This is a genomic window from Streptomyces sp. NPDC058045, assembly GCF_042885635.1.
Classification (GTDB): Bacteria; Actinomycetota; Actinomycetes; order Streptomycetales; family Streptomycetaceae; genus Streptomyces.
In genome coordinates, this window is the sequence record NZ_JBHVRR010000001.1 from 64,672 (window position 1) to 79,405 (window position 14,734).

At 72.7% G+C, this 14,734-nt stretch carries 15 protein-coding genes; 6 read left to right on the forward strand and 9 right to left on the reverse strand.

Translation table 11 applies throughout. The annotated features are described in order from the left end of the window. Window positions 1–106: 106 nt before the first annotated feature. On the reverse strand, window positions 107–601 hold the full coding sequence (locus tag ACFVST_RS00335) for a hypothetical protein (protein WP_390145282.1): 495 nt from the start codon (window positions 599–601) through the stop codon (window positions 107–109). A 334-nt stretch (window positions 602–935) separates the two neighbouring features. On the opposite strand from ACFVST_RS00335, the gene ACFVST_RS00340 reads away from it, so the two are divergent. The 3 genes from ACFVST_RS00340 (at window position 936) to ACFVST_RS00350 (ending at window position 3,669) form a co-directional block, all read left to right on the forward strand. Continuing rightward, window positions 936–1,595 (forward strand): class F sortase, encoded by a 660-nt coding sequence (locus tag ACFVST_RS00340; protein WP_390145284.1) that lies wholly within the window; start codon window positions 936–938, stop codon window positions 1,593–1,595. A gap of 61 nt (window positions 1,596–1,656) precedes the next feature. Further along, a complete protein-coding gene (locus ACFVST_RS00345) occupies window positions 1,657–2,118 on the forward strand; it encodes a universal stress protein (RefSeq protein WP_390145286.1) in 462 nt (153 codons plus the stop codon). A gap of 102 nt (window positions 2,119–2,220) precedes the next feature. After that, entirely contained in the window at window positions 2,221–3,669 is a 1,449-nt protein-coding gene (locus ACFVST_RS00350) for an amino acid permease (RefSeq protein WP_390145288.1), read from the forward strand. A 13-nt stretch (window positions 3,670–3,682) separates the two neighbouring features. Here the strand turns inward: ACFVST_RS00350 and ACFVST_RS00355 are convergent, their stop codons facing one another. Then, window positions 3,683–4,927: a CapA family protein gene (locus tag ACFVST_RS00355; protein WP_390145289.1), complete on the reverse strand. Its 1,245-nt coding sequence runs from the start codon at window positions 4,925–4,927 to the stop codon at window positions 3,683–3,685. 218 nt (window positions 4,928–5,145) lie between these two features. On the opposite strand from ACFVST_RS00355, the gene ACFVST_RS00360 reads away from it, so the two are divergent. Continuing rightward, window positions 5,146–5,787, forward strand: coding sequence for a sigma-70 family RNA polymerase sigma factor (locus ACFVST_RS00360; RefSeq protein WP_390145291.1), 642 nt, complete (start codon window positions 5,146–5,148; stop codon window positions 5,785–5,787). 139 nt (window positions 5,788–5,926) lie between these two features. After that, on the forward strand, window positions 5,927–6,436 hold the full coding sequence (locus ACFVST_RS00365) for a hypothetical protein (protein WP_390145293.1): 510 nt from the start codon (window positions 5,927–5,929) through the stop codon (window positions 6,434–6,436). A gap of 44 nt (window positions 6,437–6,480) precedes the next feature. Here ACFVST_RS00365 and ACFVST_RS00370 read toward each other — a convergent pair whose 3' ends face one another. The 5 genes from ACFVST_RS00370 to ACFVST_RS00390 all read right to left on the reverse strand — a co-directional run bounded on the left by ACFVST_RS00370 (window position 6,481) and on the right by ACFVST_RS00390 (window position 11,378). Beyond that, the gene (locus tag ACFVST_RS00370; RefSeq protein WP_390145295.1) at window positions 6,481–7,698 is read right to left on the reverse strand and encodes a sensor histidine kinase; all 1,218 of its coding nucleotides are present in this window, start codon (window positions 7,696–7,698) and stop codon (window positions 6,481–6,483) included. Further along, entirely contained in the window at window positions 7,695–9,269 is a 1,575-nt protein-coding gene (locus tag ACFVST_RS00375) for a cation acetate symporter (RefSeq protein WP_390145297.1), read from the reverse strand. Before ACFVST_RS00375 ends, ACFVST_RS00370 begins: the two co-directional genes overlap by 4 nt. Further along, window positions 9,266–9,643, reverse strand: coding sequence for a hypothetical protein (locus ACFVST_RS00380; RefSeq protein ID WP_390145299.1), 378 nt, complete (start codon window positions 9,641–9,643; stop codon window positions 9,266–9,268). The genes ACFVST_RS00375 and ACFVST_RS00380 overlap by 4 nt, the downstream gene beginning before the upstream one ends. A 44-nt stretch (window positions 9,644–9,687) precedes the next feature. Beyond that, a complete protein-coding gene (locus ACFVST_RS00385) occupies window positions 9,688–10,446 on the reverse strand; it encodes a LytR/AlgR family response regulator transcription factor (RefSeq protein ID WP_390145301.1) in 759 nt (252 codons plus the stop codon). 71 nt (window positions 10,447–10,517) lie between these two features. Further along, window positions 10,518–11,378 (reverse strand): Fpg/Nei family DNA glycosylase, encoded by an 861-nt coding sequence (locus ACFVST_RS00390; RefSeq protein ID WP_390145303.1) that lies wholly within the window; start codon window positions 11,376–11,378, stop codon window positions 10,518–10,520. A 72-nt stretch (window positions 11,379–11,450) separates the two neighbouring features. On the opposite strand from ACFVST_RS00390, the gene ACFVST_RS00395 reads away from it, so the two are divergent. Beyond that, the gene (locus ACFVST_RS00395) at window positions 11,451–12,863 is read left to right on the forward strand and encodes a lipase maturation factor family protein (protein ID WP_390145305.1); all 1,413 of its coding nucleotides are present in this window, start codon (window positions 11,451–11,453) and stop codon (window positions 12,861–12,863) included. Between the two features lie 4 nt (window positions 12,864–12,867). Here ACFVST_RS00395 and ACFVST_RS00400 read toward each other — a convergent pair whose 3' ends face one another. Further along, on the reverse strand, window positions 12,868–14,106 hold the full coding sequence (locus tag ACFVST_RS00400; RefSeq protein WP_390145706.1) for a glycosyl hydrolase: 1,239 nt from the start codon (window positions 14,104–14,106) through the stop codon (window positions 12,868–12,870). 68 nt (window positions 14,107–14,174) lie between these two features. Then, window positions 14,175–14,654 carry a GNAT family N-acetyltransferase gene (locus tag ACFVST_RS00405; RefSeq protein ID WP_390145307.1) on the reverse strand — a complete coding sequence of 160 codons (480 nt, stop codon included), beginning with the start codon at window positions 14,652–14,654 and terminating at the stop codon, window positions 14,175–14,177. Window positions 14,655–14,734 lie beyond the last annotated feature (80 nt).

Below are 14,734 nucleotides of genomic sequence, written 5' to 3' on the forward strand. Positions count from 1 at the left end.
CCGGTGCTCCCCGTGCCACGCCGGACACACCACCGTGCCCCGGCCCCCTTTGTCGCTACGGGGGCCGGGGCGCGGTGGTGTCAACTCCGTTGTACGGAAGGGCTGTTCAGGCCCGGCTCTCCGCGCGGCGACGCATCCAGAAGACACCGCCGCCGAGCAGCGCGGCGCCGACCAGTCCGCCGCCGATCGCCATGTCGCTCGGGGTGGCGCCGACGGTGCTGGAGCCGCCGAGGCCGCCCTGCACACCGCCGTGGATGACGGTGAACGCGTCCGGCTTGGTGAGGGACTTGCCTTCGCCGCAGCGCACGGTGACGTCGTAGGAGCCGGGGCGCGCGTCCCGGTTCACCCGCACCGTGGCCTTGCCGCCGACGCTGTCCCTGGGCATCAGCCGGGTCTTGGGGAAGGCGTTCGAGCTGACGAAGCTGTGGTCCATCGTGCAGGCCGTGCCGTCGACGGTGATGGTCAACTGCCCACCGCGGGCGATGACTCGGGGCGTGACGGTGATGTTGGTGGGATCGGTCCAGGCCGAGGCCGCCGGTGCGGCGAGTCCGACGGCCGCGACCGCGGCGGCCGAGACCGCCAGGGCTCGATATGTACGCATAGGAATCCTCCGCGTAAGGCGCCCCGGGGGATTCGTCCCCCGGTCGTTCGGCGAGAGCGCCTTCGAGACAGACCCTCAGTTGCGGTGCTGGGGGCCGCATGTCGGCACTGGTCCGTACCGGTGAGACGACACGCCGGGCATGATCGCCGCGGGCCGGGAACGCCGCAGGTCAAGCACCGTCGGAAATTTCCTGCCGGTACCGACCCGGATGGCGCACTTCGGGTCCGGTGCCACCCGTTCGACCCTGGTCGTTCGCCGCCGCCGGGCGGGGCGCCTAGCGTGCTGGTACGCGCAGCACACGGCGGTCCAGGCCCTGTCGAGAGGGGATGGCGGAATGCCTTCGTCGCAGCCCGGTGAGGATGAGGAGCCGCAGAAGAAGCGCGCCCCGTGGGGTGTCCTCGCGCTTGTCCTGCTGACCGGCCTCGCTCTGATCCGCAACGGTTCCGGGGAGTTCGACGTGGGTCCGCCGCAGCCCGCGTCGGCCGCGGCGGCCGACTCCGGCACTCCGTCGGGGGTGACCGCCAAGACGGCGGCGCTGCCGTACTCGATGGCGGACCGGGTGCGGATTCCGGCGATCCAGGTGGACTCGCCGGTGACACCGGTGGGGCTGGACTCGGACGGCTGGGTGGGGGCGCCGCCGCCGGAGAACCCCAATCTGGCGGGCTGGTTCACCGGCGCCGTCTCCCCCGGCGAGAAGGGCACCGCCGTCGTCGACGGCCATGTCGACAACGAGCAGGGCCCGGCCGTCTTCTACGGTCTGGGCGCGCTGAAGAAGGGCAACCGGGTCGAGGTCCGCCGCAAGGACGGCAAGACCGCGGTGTTCGAGGTGTACGGGGTGGAGGTCTTCAGCAAGTCGGACTTCCCCGGCAACCGCGTGTACCGGAACACCGGGCGGGCCGAGCTGCGGGTGATCACCTGCGGCGGCGGTTTCACGAAGCAGAACGGCTACGACGGCAATGTGGTGGTGTTCGCGCGGATGGTCGACGCGCGGTGAGCGAGGCGGGGTGATCGGGGGCGGGGTGTCTTGAGCTGGAGGTTCCGCTAGCCTCGCGGCTGTGACCGATCAGCAGTCCACCCGGTTCGAACGCGGCACCGACGGGCCGAAGGTGATCGTCGTCGGTGTCGACGGCTCCGACTCCTCGCTGCGGGCCGCCGCGTACGCCGGCGGTCTGGCCCGGCGGCAGCGGGCGCTGCTGGCGGTGGTCTACGTGCAGCCGGTGCTGACGGCGGGGGCGGCGCTCGGGGTGCCGGTCGCGGACACCTCCGACGAGATCGCGGAGGGTCTGATCTCGGACATCCGCGCGGCGGCGGAGCGGGTGAAGGACATCTTCGCGGTGCGCTGGGAGTTCCACACCTTCCGCGGTGATCCGTACAACGGGCTGGTGGCCGCGGCGGACGAACTGACCGCGGACGCCGTGGTGGTGGGGGCCTCGGAGCAGGCGGGACACCGCATCGTGGGGTCGGTGGCGGTGCGGCTGGTGAAGGCGGGGCGCTGGCCGGTTACCGTCGTTCCCTGATCGCCGCCTTCCGGGCACCGGGTGCGATCCCTTCCCTCTCGGGTGATGCTGGGACATCATGACCGGCCGTCAGCCGACGCCGTCCACGAAGGGGTGTGGCCCATGGCCCGACTGCGTATGGGCGAGGGCGTTCTGCGCCGCAAGCCCATCGACCAGATAACCGCCGACACCGACGCGGCCGAGGGCGAACGGCTCACCAGGACACTGGGGTTGTGGCAGCTCACCGCGATCGGGGTGGGCGGCATCATCGGCGCCGGCATCTTCACCCTGGCCGGCACAGTGGCCAACGGCACTGCCGGGCCCGCGGTGTTGGTGTCGTTCCTGATCGCCGGTGTGGCGAGTGCGGCGGCGGCCCTGTCGTACGCGGAGTTCGCGGGGCTGATCCCGAAGGCGGGGTCGGCGTACACCTACGGGTACGCGGTGCTCGGGGAGTTGGCGGGCTGGTTCATCGGGTGGGATCTGCTGCTGGAGTACACCGCGATCGTGGCGGTGGTCGCCATCGGGATCTCCGGGTACTTCAGCTTCCTCATCGAGGACATGGGGGCTTCGCTGCCGCACTGGATGCTGGGTGCGCCCGGTACCGGCGACGGTCACCGGGTGGATCTGTTCGCGGCGGCGCTCTGCCTGCTGATCGCGTATCTCCTGAATCTCGGCATCAAGAACGCGGCGCGTTTCGAGACGGTGGTGGTCGGTCTCAAGGTGCTGGTGGTGCTGGTGGTCATCGGGGTGGGTTTCTTCCACATCAACACCGGCAACTACCATCCGTTCTTCCCGTACGGGGTGGGCGGTGCGTTCACGGGTGCGGCCACGGTGTTCTTCGCCGTCTTCGGCTATGACGCGATGAGCACCGCGGCGGAGGAGTCGAAGGACGCGCAGAAGCACATGCCGAAGGCGATCGTCTACTCGCTGATCATCGCCATGGTGCTGTACGTACTGGCCTGCCTGGTGCTGACGGGTATGCAGGACTACCGGCACATCGACAAGGAGAGCGGGTTCTCCACCGCGTTCAAGTCGGTGGGTCTTGGTTCGCTGGCGGATGTGATCGCGGTGGGCGCCATCATCGGCATCCTCACCGTGATGTTCACCTTCATGCTGGGGGTGACCCGGGTGTGGTTCTCGATGAGCCGGGACGGGCTGCTGCCGAAGTGGTTCGCCAAGACGCATCCGACGCGGCATGTGCCGACCCGGGTGACGTGGATCGTGGGGGCGGCCTCGGCGGTGATCGCCGGGTTCATTCCGATCGGTGAGGCCGCCGAACTCACCAATATCGGCATCCTGTTGGCGTTCGTGGTGGTGTGTGTGGCGGTGATCGTGCTCCGCTACCGCCGCCCCGATCTGCCGCGCGCCTTCCGCACACCGGGGATGCCGGTGGTGCCGGCGGTCGGGGTGGTGTTCTCGATCTGGCTGATCACCTTCCTGAAGTGGGAGACCTGGCTGCGGTTCGCGGTGTGGTTCGTGATCGGCCTCGCGGTGTACTTCGGCTACTCCTACCACCGTTCGGAGCTGGCCCGGCAGCCGCAGCGGACGAAGGACGGGCCGCCGCGGGGCTGAGCACACCGCCGTCTCAACTCCCCATTCTCAGGCCGTACTTGGCGGCTCCCCGGCTGAGGACGATGGAGCGGATGCGGTCCCGTACCGGGGTGAGGAAGGTGTTGCCGTTGCCGATGGCGCGGTTGAGGTCGACCACGCGGCCGGAGGCGGTGTCGAACCACTGGGGGATGAACTCGGCCTTGGTGACCCGCCATCGGGCGCCGCGCTCGGTGGGCGGGGCGAAGGTGAAGCGGGCGATGCTGCCCTGGTTGCCGCGGGGGTCGTGCTCGTTCCGGTCGTTGACCATGTCGCCGGCGATCTGGTCACCCATGCCGTAGACGACCCAGGTGCCGTTGACCTTCTCGTACGCCTGCGGGATGTGGGCGTGGGTGCCGAGGAGCAGGTCGATGTCGGGGCGGCCGTGGCTGCGGGCCGCGGTGAGCTGCCCGGCGAGCCTCAACTGCTGTGCGTCCGGGGCGTCTTGCCACTCGGTGCCCCAGTGCACGGAGACCAGGACCACGTCCGCCCCGGCGCGGCGGGCGGCGCGGGCGTCGCCGATGATGCGGCCCGGGTCGAGGAGGTTCACCGACCAGGGGGCGCCCTGCGGGACGGGGATGTCGTTGGTGCCGTAGGTGTAGGAGAGGTGGGCGACCCGGGCGGTGCCGGCGCGCAGAAAGCCGGTGCCGCGGGCCTCTTCGGCGCTGCGGGCGGTGCCCGCGTGGCGGACGCCGGCCCGGTCCAGGGCGTCGAGGGTGCGGGTGATGCCGGCGGCGCCGTCGTCCAGGGTGTGGTTGGAGGCGGTGGAGCAGGAGTCGTAGCCGGTGTCGCGCAGGGCGCGGGCCACTTCGGGCGGGGACTTGAAACTGGGGTAGCCGCTGTAGTCGCCGGCGGCGCCGTAGACGGTCTCCATATGGCAGAGGGCGAGGTCGGCGCGGGAGACGACCGGTTTGACGCCGGACAGCATCGGGGCGAAGTCGTAGCCGGTGCCGCCGGAGTCGCGGCGGGCGTCGGCGATGATCGAGTCGTGCGGCAGGACGTCTCCGCTGGCGACGAGGGTGAAGCCGCGGGCCTGCGGGCGGGCTCCGGCGGCGGTGGTGCGGTCGGGGTGCGGGGTGCCGGGGTCGGCGCCGGAGCGGGGGCCGGGGGTGCAGGCGGTGGCGGCGGCCGCGAGGAGCAGGGCGGCGAGGGCGGCTGCGGCGGCGGGTCTGACGGGGTGTCTGTGAGGTCTGAGGGATCTGGTGGGGCTGAGGGGTCTGACGGGTTCGGGTTGCTGCGGCATCGCTCGGCTCTCCCGGGTAGGCGGTCTCTCCGATCAATCCGCTAATACGACAAATCGGGAGTCAAGGAGCAATACCGGCGCCGTCCCCTCAACGGGCGCGGCCCGTCCGCCGCCCGCCGCTACCGCTCACCGCACCGCTCACCGACCGCATCGACCGCCCGCCGCACACCCCCGCCCCACTGCTGTCCGCACCCCGGGGACTGCGCTGCCATACGCGCATGACGACCATCACCGCGGCGGCCGGCACCGGGAAACGCGAGCCGGCAACGGGACGGACGGGCTTCACCCCGGGCCGCCGACCGGCGCTCGGCCACCGCTCAGCGCCGCGGCGGACACTGCCCGCCGCGGCGCTGGCCGAGTTGCAACGGGAGCACGCGGGGCCGCTGTTCGCGCTGCTGCTGCGGCTCAGCGACGGGGACCGGCAGCGCGCCGAGGACCTGCTCCAGGAGACCTTCGTCCGGGCCTGGCAGCATCCCGAGGTACTGGACGGCCCGGGTCCCGCGGGCTGCACCTCGGTGAGGCCCTGGCTGTTCACCGTCGGGCGGCGGCTGGCGATCGACGCCCGGCGGGCGCGGCAGGCGCGGCCCGCCGAGGTCGGCGACACCGCGGCTCTGGAGCACACCCGGGTCTGCGCCGACCACGCGGAACGCTCCGCCGCCGGCATCGACGTCCGGGCCGCGGTGATGACTCTCACCCCCGAACACCGCGCCGTCCTGGTGCAGGTGTACTTCCGCGGGGCCAGTGTGGCGCAGGCGGCCCGGGCCCTCGGCATCCCGCCCGGTACCGTGAAGTCCCGCGCGTACTACGCGCTGCGCGCACTGCGCCACGCCCTCCCGGGATACGCACCCGACCTGCGGTGAAACCGGACGCCCGGTCAAAGCTCCGTAAAGCGCCTTGCCAGTGCCGCCGTGACGTAATCGGCTGTCCTCATCCGTGTTCCACAGAGCACAGAGGCACGCCGGACTCGCGCGAGGCGGGACCGGAGGAAGGCGGGACGAGATGCAGCACCCTGGACGCAAGAGCAGGGAGGGCGCCGACGGCGGGCTCACCGTGCCGATGGCGTGGCTCTACGCGGAGTACATAGCCGACGAGGTGCTGCGCACCGGCGATCTGATGCCGCCCACCTCGTTCGAGTACCGGGCCGGGCGGGACGCGCTGGCCCTGACCATCTATCTCTCCGACATCAACGGGGAGTTGTCCGGCATCCGCGTCGTGACGCAGCTCGACAACTGGCTGTCGCTGACCGCCGCCGACCGGCCGTGGCGGGACTGGGTCGCCCAGCGGATGGACGAGATCGCCGGTGAGGCGGCGGCGAGCGGGCGCCCGGCGCCCGATCTGCTGCTGGCCGCGGAGGCCTGGCGCTGGTTGCAGGAGACCGAGTTGCTCGCCCCCGATCTGGACGCCGCACCGGGCGGCGCGGTGCCCGACGAGGAGGACGCGCCCCAAGTGTGGACGCCCGCCTGGCAGTTGGGCCTGCCGCTGGGCCACCTCGCCATTCACCTCTTCTGACACACACCGTGCACCGGGTGCTCCGGAACGGGTCCGGCGGCGGGTCAGTCCTCCCCCGTCGCCGGTGAAGGGTGCACCCCGGCACGGTACTTGGGGATGCGTACGGTGATCCGGGTGCCGGCGTCGATGCCGGTGTCGATGACGAGCCCGTAGTCGTCACCGAAGACCTGCCGCAGCCGCTCGTCCACATTGCACAGGCCGAGCCCGGAGGAGCCGTCCGAGGGGCCGCCCTCGCCGCGCAGGATGCCCCGCAGCCGCTCCGGGTCCATGCCCACCCCGTCGTCCTCGATCACCACCTCCGCCTCGGCGCCCGCGTCCCGCGCGCTGATCTCGATGGTGGAACGGGTCGACGCGCCCTCCAGACCGTGCTTCACCGCGTTCTCCACCAGCGGCTGGAGGCAGAGGAAGGGCAGCGACACCGGCAGCACCTCCGGCGCGATCTGCAACGTCACCGCGAGCCGCTCCCCGAACCGGGCCCGCACCAGCGCCAGATACTGGTCGATGGAGTGCAACTCGTCGGCGAGCGTGGTGAAGTCGCCGCGGCGCCCGAACGAGTAGCGGGTGAAGTCGGCGAATTCCAGGAGGAGTTCACGGGCCCGCTCCGGGTCGGTACGGACGAAGGAGGCGATCGCCGCCAGCGAGTTGAAGATGAAGTGCGGGGAGATCTGCGCCCGCAGCGCCTTGATCTCCGCCTCGATCACCTGCGTCCTGGACCGGTCCAGATCGGCCAGCTCCAACTGCACCGACACCCAGCGCGCCACCTCGTCCGCCGCCCGCGCCAGCACCGCGAAGTCCCGCATCGCGTACGCCACCAGCGCCCCCAGCACCCGCCCGTCCACCACCACCGGCGCCGCCACCGCCCACCGCAGCGGGCAGTCCTCGCCGCCGCAGCCGCAGTCGAAGGCCGCGGAGCGCCCGGTGTCGAGCAGCCCGCCCAGCTTCGCCATCACATGCCGCCCGTGGTGCTCGCCCCGGCCGTCCCAGGCGAGCACCGCGGACCGGTCGGTGACACAGAGCGCCTCCGTGCCGAGCAGGGTGCGCAGCCCGCGTACCGCACGGCCCGCGGTCTCCTCGGTGAGTCCGGCCCGCAGCGCCGGCGCGGCCAGTGAGGCGGTGTGCAGGGTCTCGAAGGTGGCGCGCTCCACCGGCGAGCCCACATCGCTGCGCCCGCCCGGATGCGCGGTACGGCGGCCGACCCAGAAGCCGGCCGCCAGCAGTACGGGGCACAGGGCCAGCAGGGCGGCGGTGCCGGCGCCGCTCACCGGGTGCCCTCCCCGCCCGGCGCGGTACGGCGCCGCTGCTGCCGGCGGGACGCGGTCGCGGTCTGCCGCACGCCGAGCGCCTCCGGGAGATGCAGCCGGGTCATGGTGGCGCTGGTGTGCCGCGGGACGCTGCCCGGGGTGGCCAGCGAGCCCAGCACCATGGCGAGGAAGCCGACCGGCACCGACCACACCGCGGGCCACGCCAGCAGGGAGTGCAGCCAGCCGCCGGACACCAGCCCGGCCACCGTCACCGTCACCGCCACCAGCGCCGAACCGCCGCCCAGCAGCAGCCCGGCCACCACCCCCGGCGGGGTCAGCCGCCGCCACCAGATGCCGAGCACCAGCAGCGGGCAGAACGAGGACGCGGACACCGCGAACGCCATCCCGACGGCGTCCGCCACCGGCACCCCGCTCACCAGCAGCGCCCCGCCCAGCGGCACCAGGATCGCCAGCGGCGCCGCCAGCCTGAAGTGCCGTATCCCGCGGGCCGGGAGGACGTCCTGGCCGAGGACTCCGGCGACCGCCACGGTGAGTCCGGAGGCGGTGGAGAGGAACGCGGCGAAGGCGCCGCCCGCGACCAGCGCCCCGAGCAGTTCCCCGCCGAGGCCGCCGAGGGCGCGGCCCGGGAGCAGCAGTACCACCGCGTCCGCGTCGGCGAGGGAGTCGCCGGTGAGGTCGGGGGCGTAGACGCGGCCGAGCCAGCCGTAGAGCGGCGGCAGCAGGTAGAACAGGCCGATCAGGGCGAGCACCACCACGGTGGTGCGGCGGGCGGCGCGGCCGTTGGGGCTGGTGTAGAAGCGGACCACGACATGCGGGAGGCCCATGGTGCCGAGGAGGGTGGCGGCGATCAGTCCGTAGGTGGCGTACAGCGGGTGTTCGGCGCGGCTGGCGGCGAGGGGCTGGGCGGTGCCGGTGCCGCCGGACGTCCAGTCGCCGAAGGAGGGCGGGGCGCTGCCGCCGTCGCGGTACCAGACGAGCAGCAGGAAGAAGGCGGGCACCAGGAGCGCGGTCAGTTTCAGCCAGTACTGGAAGGCCTGCACGAAGGTGATGGAGCGCATCCCGCCGGCGGCGACGGCGAGGACCACCACGGCCGCCACCAGGACGCTGCCGAGCCAGCGGGGCGCTCCGCTGACGATGGTCAACGTGAGCCCCGCGCCCTGGAGTTGGGGCACCAGGTAGAGCCATCCGGCGCCCACCACGAAGACGCTGACCAGGCGGCGCACGGCCACCGACTCCAGCCGTCCCTCGGCGAAGTCGGGCAGGGTGTAGGCCCCGGAACGGCGCAGCGGGGCGGCCACCAGGACCAGCAGCACCAGATAGCCCGCGGTGTAGCCGACCGGGTACCAGAGCATGTCGGGGCCGTGCACCAGCAGCAGTCCGGCGACGCCGAGGAAGGAGGCCGCGGAGAGGTATTCGCCGCTGATGGCGGCCGCGTTGAGGGCGGGGCCCACGGTGCGGGAGGCGACGTAGAAGTCGGAGGTGGTGCGGGAGATGCGCAGACCGAAGCCGCCTATGAGGACGGTGGCGAGGACCACGAAGGCGACGGCCGTGACGGCGTAGGCCTCGTTCACGGGGCCCCGTTCCGGTCGGTGCCGTGGACCAGCCGGGCGAAGTCCCGCTCGTTGCGTTCGGCGCGGCGCACATACCACCAGGCGAGGGCGACGAACGGCGGGTAGCAGCCGAAGCCGAGGACGAGCCAGACCACCACCGGGTCACCGAGCGCGGCGAAGAACAGCGGCAGGGTGAGCACCGGCAGCGCCAGCGCGGCGAACACCGCTATTCCGGCCCGGAGTTGACTGCGCATCAGGGCGCTCACATAGGCGGCACCGAGGGTGGTCTGCTCCTCGATCTCCCACTGGGTGCGGTGGTGGGGGGCGCGGTGCACATGGCGCGGCTCGCCGGTGACCCGTTCTCGGCGGGGGGCGGGATCGGTGCTGGCGGACACGGCGTGGAGTCTAGACAGCGCGGCCCGGCGGAGGGAAGGACAGGTCAGGGCGCGGGGCGGCGGAGCAGCAGTTCGCGGACCCGGCTGGCGTGGCGGCGGCTCACGGTGAGCAGGGTGCCGCCGACTGCGACGCTCATCCCCCCGCCGTCCAGCCGGAGTTCGTCGATGCGGTGCAGGGCGACGAGGTGGCTGCGGTGGATGCGGACGAAACCGTGCGGCTGCCAGCGCTCCTCCAGGGTGGACAGCGGAATCCGCACCAGGTGGCTGCCGTCACCGGTGTGCAGCCGGGCGTAATCGCCTTGCGCCTCCACGTAGTTGATGTCGGCGACGGGCACCAGCCTGGTGACGCCGCCGAGTTCGACGGTGATGCAGTCGCCGTGGTCGACGGGGACCGGCTCCGCGGCGCGGGCGGCGGCGAGTTGGGCGTCGGCGCGGCGGACGGCCTCGGCGAGCCGCTCCCGGCGTACCGGTTTCAGTACGTAGTCCACGGCCTTCAGGTCGAAGGCCTCGACGGCGAAGTCCTCGTGGGCGGTGACGAAGACGACCAGCGGCGGCCGGGCGAAACCGGCCAGCAGCCGGGCCACGTCGAGCCCGCTCAGTCCGGGCATCCGGATGTCGAGGAAGAGCACGTCGAAGGTGTCCTCGCCGCCCGCCCCGGCGTCCACGGCCCGGCCCAGGCGGCGCAGTGCCTCGGTGGCGTCGGTGGCGCCCTCCGCGTGCCGTACCCGCGGGTCGGCGCGGAGCAGGTAGAGGAGTTCGGCGAGCGCGGGTTCCTCGTCGTCGACGGCCAGTACGCGCAGCATGTCGCGGAGTGTAGAGGGCGCCGGGCCGCGGGGTCGATCCGGTGCGGGCGCCGACTGCCGTGGGTGCGGGGCTACTTGAGCAGGCGGGACAGGCGGCGGTCGGCGAGCGGGCGGCCGCCGGTCTGGCAGGTCGGGCAGTACTGGAGCGCGGAGTCGCTGAAGGACACCTCGCGCACGGTGTCCCCGCACACCGGGCAGGGTTCCCCGGCCCGCCCGTGTACCCGCATCCCGCTGCGCTTCGCCGCCTTCAGCCGCCCGGCGGCCACCCCGCGGGAGCGCTCCACGGCCTCGGTGAGCGTGCCCCGCAGCGCCTCGTACAGGGTGTGCAGCTCCTCGGCGGTGAGCGAACCGGCCGGTTTGTACGGGGACATGCGGGCGGCGTGCAGGATCTCGTCGCTGTAGGCGTTGCCGATTCCGGCGATCAGGCTCTGGTCGCGCAGGGCGCCCTTGAGGCGGCGGCGTTCACCGGTGAGGAGGGCGGCGAGCTGTTCCTCGCCGAAGTCGTCGGCGAGCGGGTCGGGGCCGAGGCGGGCGATGCCGGGGACCTGCCCGGGGTGGTCCACCAGGTACACGGCGAGACGTTTCTGGGTGCCGGCCTCGGTGAGGTCGAATCCGGCGCCGGTCTCCAGGGCGACGCGGAGGGCGAGCGGGCCGCGGCCGGGGCGGGGTGGTCCGTCGGGCAGCCGGTCGCGCCACTGGAGCCACCCGGCGCGGGCCAGATGCGTCACCAGGTGCAGCCCGCCGGTGTCCACGTCGAGGAACTTGCCGTGCCGCCGGACCCCGGTCACGGTCCGCCCGCGCAGCGCGTCCGGCGGCGGCTCGTATGTCTTGAGGACGCTGACGGCGACGGGCAGGACGGCGGCCACGGTCTGCCCCGTGAGCTGGTCGCGGAGGAAGTCCGCCAGCGCCTCGACCTCGGGTAGCTCCGGCATGGCTCCAGGGTGCCACCGCCACCCGGACCCCGGCGAGGCGAAGGCTTGGCGCGGCGACGCCACAATGGAGGGGTGGAGTGGTTCACGGCGCCCGAGTACTGGCCGGCCCGGCTGGTCTTCCAGCGGGGTCTGGCCGCGGTCTACCTGGTGGCGTTCATCGCGGCGGCGCTCCAGTTCCGGGCGCTGATCGGCAGCCGCGGGATGCTCCCGGTGCGCCGGTTCACCGCCCGGGTGCCGGCCCGGTCGGCGCCCAGCCTGTTCCGGCTGCACTACTCGGACCGCTTCTTCGCCGGGTGCGCGTGGGCGGGGGCCGCGGTGTCCGCGGCGCTGCTGGCGGGGGCGGACGGGCTGCTGCCGCTGTGGGGCGCGATGCTGCTGTGGCTGGTGCCGTGGGCGCTGTATCTGTCGGTGGTGAACGTGGGCCAGACCTGGTACGGCTTCGGCTGGGAGTCGCTGCTGCTGGAGACCGGGTTCCTGGCGGTGCTGCTGGGCAACGACCGGGTGGGGCCGCCGGTGGTGGTGCTGTTCCTGACGCGGTGGGTGCTGTTCCGGCTGGAGTTCGGAGCGGGGCTGATCAAGCTGCGCGGCGACCCGTGCTGGCGGAAGCTGACCTGTCTGGACTTCCACCATGAGACGCAGCCCATGCCTGGCCCGCTGAGCTGGTTCTTCCACCACCTGCCGAAGCCCCTGCACCGGGTGGAGACCGCCGCCAACCATGTCACCCAACTCCTCGTGCCGGTACTGCTGTTCACCCCGCAGCCGGTGGCGAGCGCGGCCGCCGCGCTGATGATCGTCACCCAGGTGTGGCTGGTCCTGTCGGGGAACTTCGCCTGGCTGAACTGGCTCGCCATCCTCCTCGCCGCCGGCGCCCTCGACCTCACCCCCTTCACCGGCACCCGCCCCCAGCCGGCCGCCCCCCTCTGGTACGAGGTGCTGGTGTTGGTGGTCGCGGCGGGCCTGCTGCTGCTCGGCTACCGTCCGGCCCGCAATATGATCTCCCGCCGCCAGGTGATGAACCGCTCCTTCGACCCGCTGCACCTGGTCAACACCTACGGCGCCTTCGGCAGCGTCAGCCGGGTGCGGATGGAGGTCGTGGTGGAGGGAACCGCGGATCCGGAGCCACGGCCGGACGGGCGGTGGCTGGCGTACGAGTTCCGCGGGAAACCGGGCCAAGTGCGGCGCTGGCCACGGCAGTTCGCGCCGTACCATCTGCGGCTGGACTGGCTGATGTGGTTCGCGGCACTCTCCCCCGCCTATGCCGCGCCCTGGTTCGGGGCGTTCGTGGAACGGCTGCTGGAGGGCGACCGCGACACCCTGCGCCTCCTCCGCCACTCCCCGTTCCCACCCGAGCACCCACCCCGCTATGTACGGGCCCGCCTCTACCGCTACCGCTTCACCACCCCCGCCGAACTGCGCACCACCGGCGACTGCTGGCACCGCACCTACGTACGGGAGTATCTGCCGCCGACGAGACTGGAGGGGTAGGTGTTCAGCGGACGTCCGCGGGGTGGACCAGTTCGGTGATGCCGCGGGCGGCGAGGTGTGGGCGGTCCGCGGTGCGGGTGGCGAGGACGGTGGTGGGGCGGGCGCCGTCGGCGGTGAGGCGGGCGAAGGCCTCGAAGACCGGCCCGCCGGGCGCGCAGACCGAGCGGTGCGGCGCGGTGACCGGGTCCCCGGCGTCGACCACCAGGGCGGTGCTGCGGGGTGCGGGCGCGGGCGGGGTGCGGCGCCACTCCCCGATCCGGCGGGCCAGTGCGCGCCCGGCGGGTTTCGGGGCGCGGTCACTGGTCAACAGGCCGAGGCTGTACTCCAGTTCGGGGAAGTCGGCCAGTTCACGCGGCACATCGTGGGAGCACCACCAGGTGACGCCCCACAGATCCGGGCAGTCCAGCGCGGCCTCGACGGTGGCCTCGGTGAAGGCGGCGGCGCGGGCGGCGGGGATGTGTGGTGCGGGTGCGCCGACCTCCTGGAGCCAGACCGGGCGGTGCGGGTCCTCGGCCCAGGCCTTCGACAGTTCCACCAGATAGGCGGCGTGCTGCTCGGTGGCGGTGCCGGTGGGGCCGTGGCGCTGGGCGGTGCCGTTGAACACCCAGGAGTGCACGGCGGTGAGGTCCCCGAGGGCGCCGGCCTGGGCGGGGGTGAACGGCTGGTCGTCCTGGTACCAGGTGGCGTCGTACTCGGCGTGCAGATGCAGGGCGCCGGGGGCGCCCTCGCGGCAGGCGGCGAGCATCCGCCGCAGCCAGCGCTCGGCCTGCCCGGGGGTGATGCGGTCGGGGTCGGGGTGCGGTCCGGCGGCGAACTGGTTGATCTCGTTGCCGACGGTCATCCCGAGGAAATTGGGCCGGTCGGCGAGGGCGGCGGCGAGGGTGCGCAGATAGGCGGCCTCCGCGGTGACGGTGTCCTCGTCGGTGAAGAGGTTGCGCCGGTGCCAGGTGCCGGTCCAGGCGGGCAGGAAGTCGAAGCTGGACAGATGCCCCTGGAGCCCGTCCACATTGACGTCGAGCCCGAACTCGGCGGCGGCGTCCACGAGTTGGACGAGTTGTCGGACGGCGCGCGGCCGGATGAGGGTGCGGTTGGGCTGGAAGTACGGCCAGATCGGGAAGACCCGGATGTGGTCGAGGCCGAGCGCGGCGATCGAGTCGAGGTCGGCCCGGACGGCGTCCACGTCGAAGTCGAGCCAGTGGTGGAACCAGCCCTGGCTGGGCGTGTAGTTGGCGCCGAAGCGCACGGCGGGCGGCGGCGGGCCGGACGGTGCGGGCGCCTCGGGTCCTCGTCGCCCGGGTAGCTGCGGAGGCGTCACAGCGCCCGGTACATGATGTGCAGGCCGACCGGCCCTCGGCGGGGGTGGTCGAAGGCCTCGGGGACGGTGCCGAGTACGGTGAAACCGAGTGAAGTCCACAGCGCCACCGCGGGGTTGGTCTCGACGACGGCGTTGAAGACCATGCCGCGGAAGCCCAGCGCGCGGGCCTCGGCGAGGACATGCTCGGCGAGGCGGCGGCCGGTCCCCCGCCCGGTGTGCTCGGGGTCGACCATGAAGGCGGCGTTGGCGATACCGGAGGCCGGCCCGCCATAGTTGGCCTTGAGCGAGGCCGAGCCGAGGATCACCCCGCCCTCCTCGGCCACATACACCTGGCGCCCGGTCCCGGCCCACAGCTCGCGGGCCTCGGCTTCCGTGGTGTCCCGGTCCCAGGAGTACGTCTCACCCGCCGCGACGATGCGGTGCCAGAAGGGCCAGATACGGGGCCAGTCTCCGGGGGCGGCTTCTCTGATGGGCATGGGGCGAGTCTGCCAGGCGGCGGCCCGGCGCTCAGCCCGTTTTCTGCGGGGCCGCAAGTGCGGCGGCCCCTGTCGGCAGG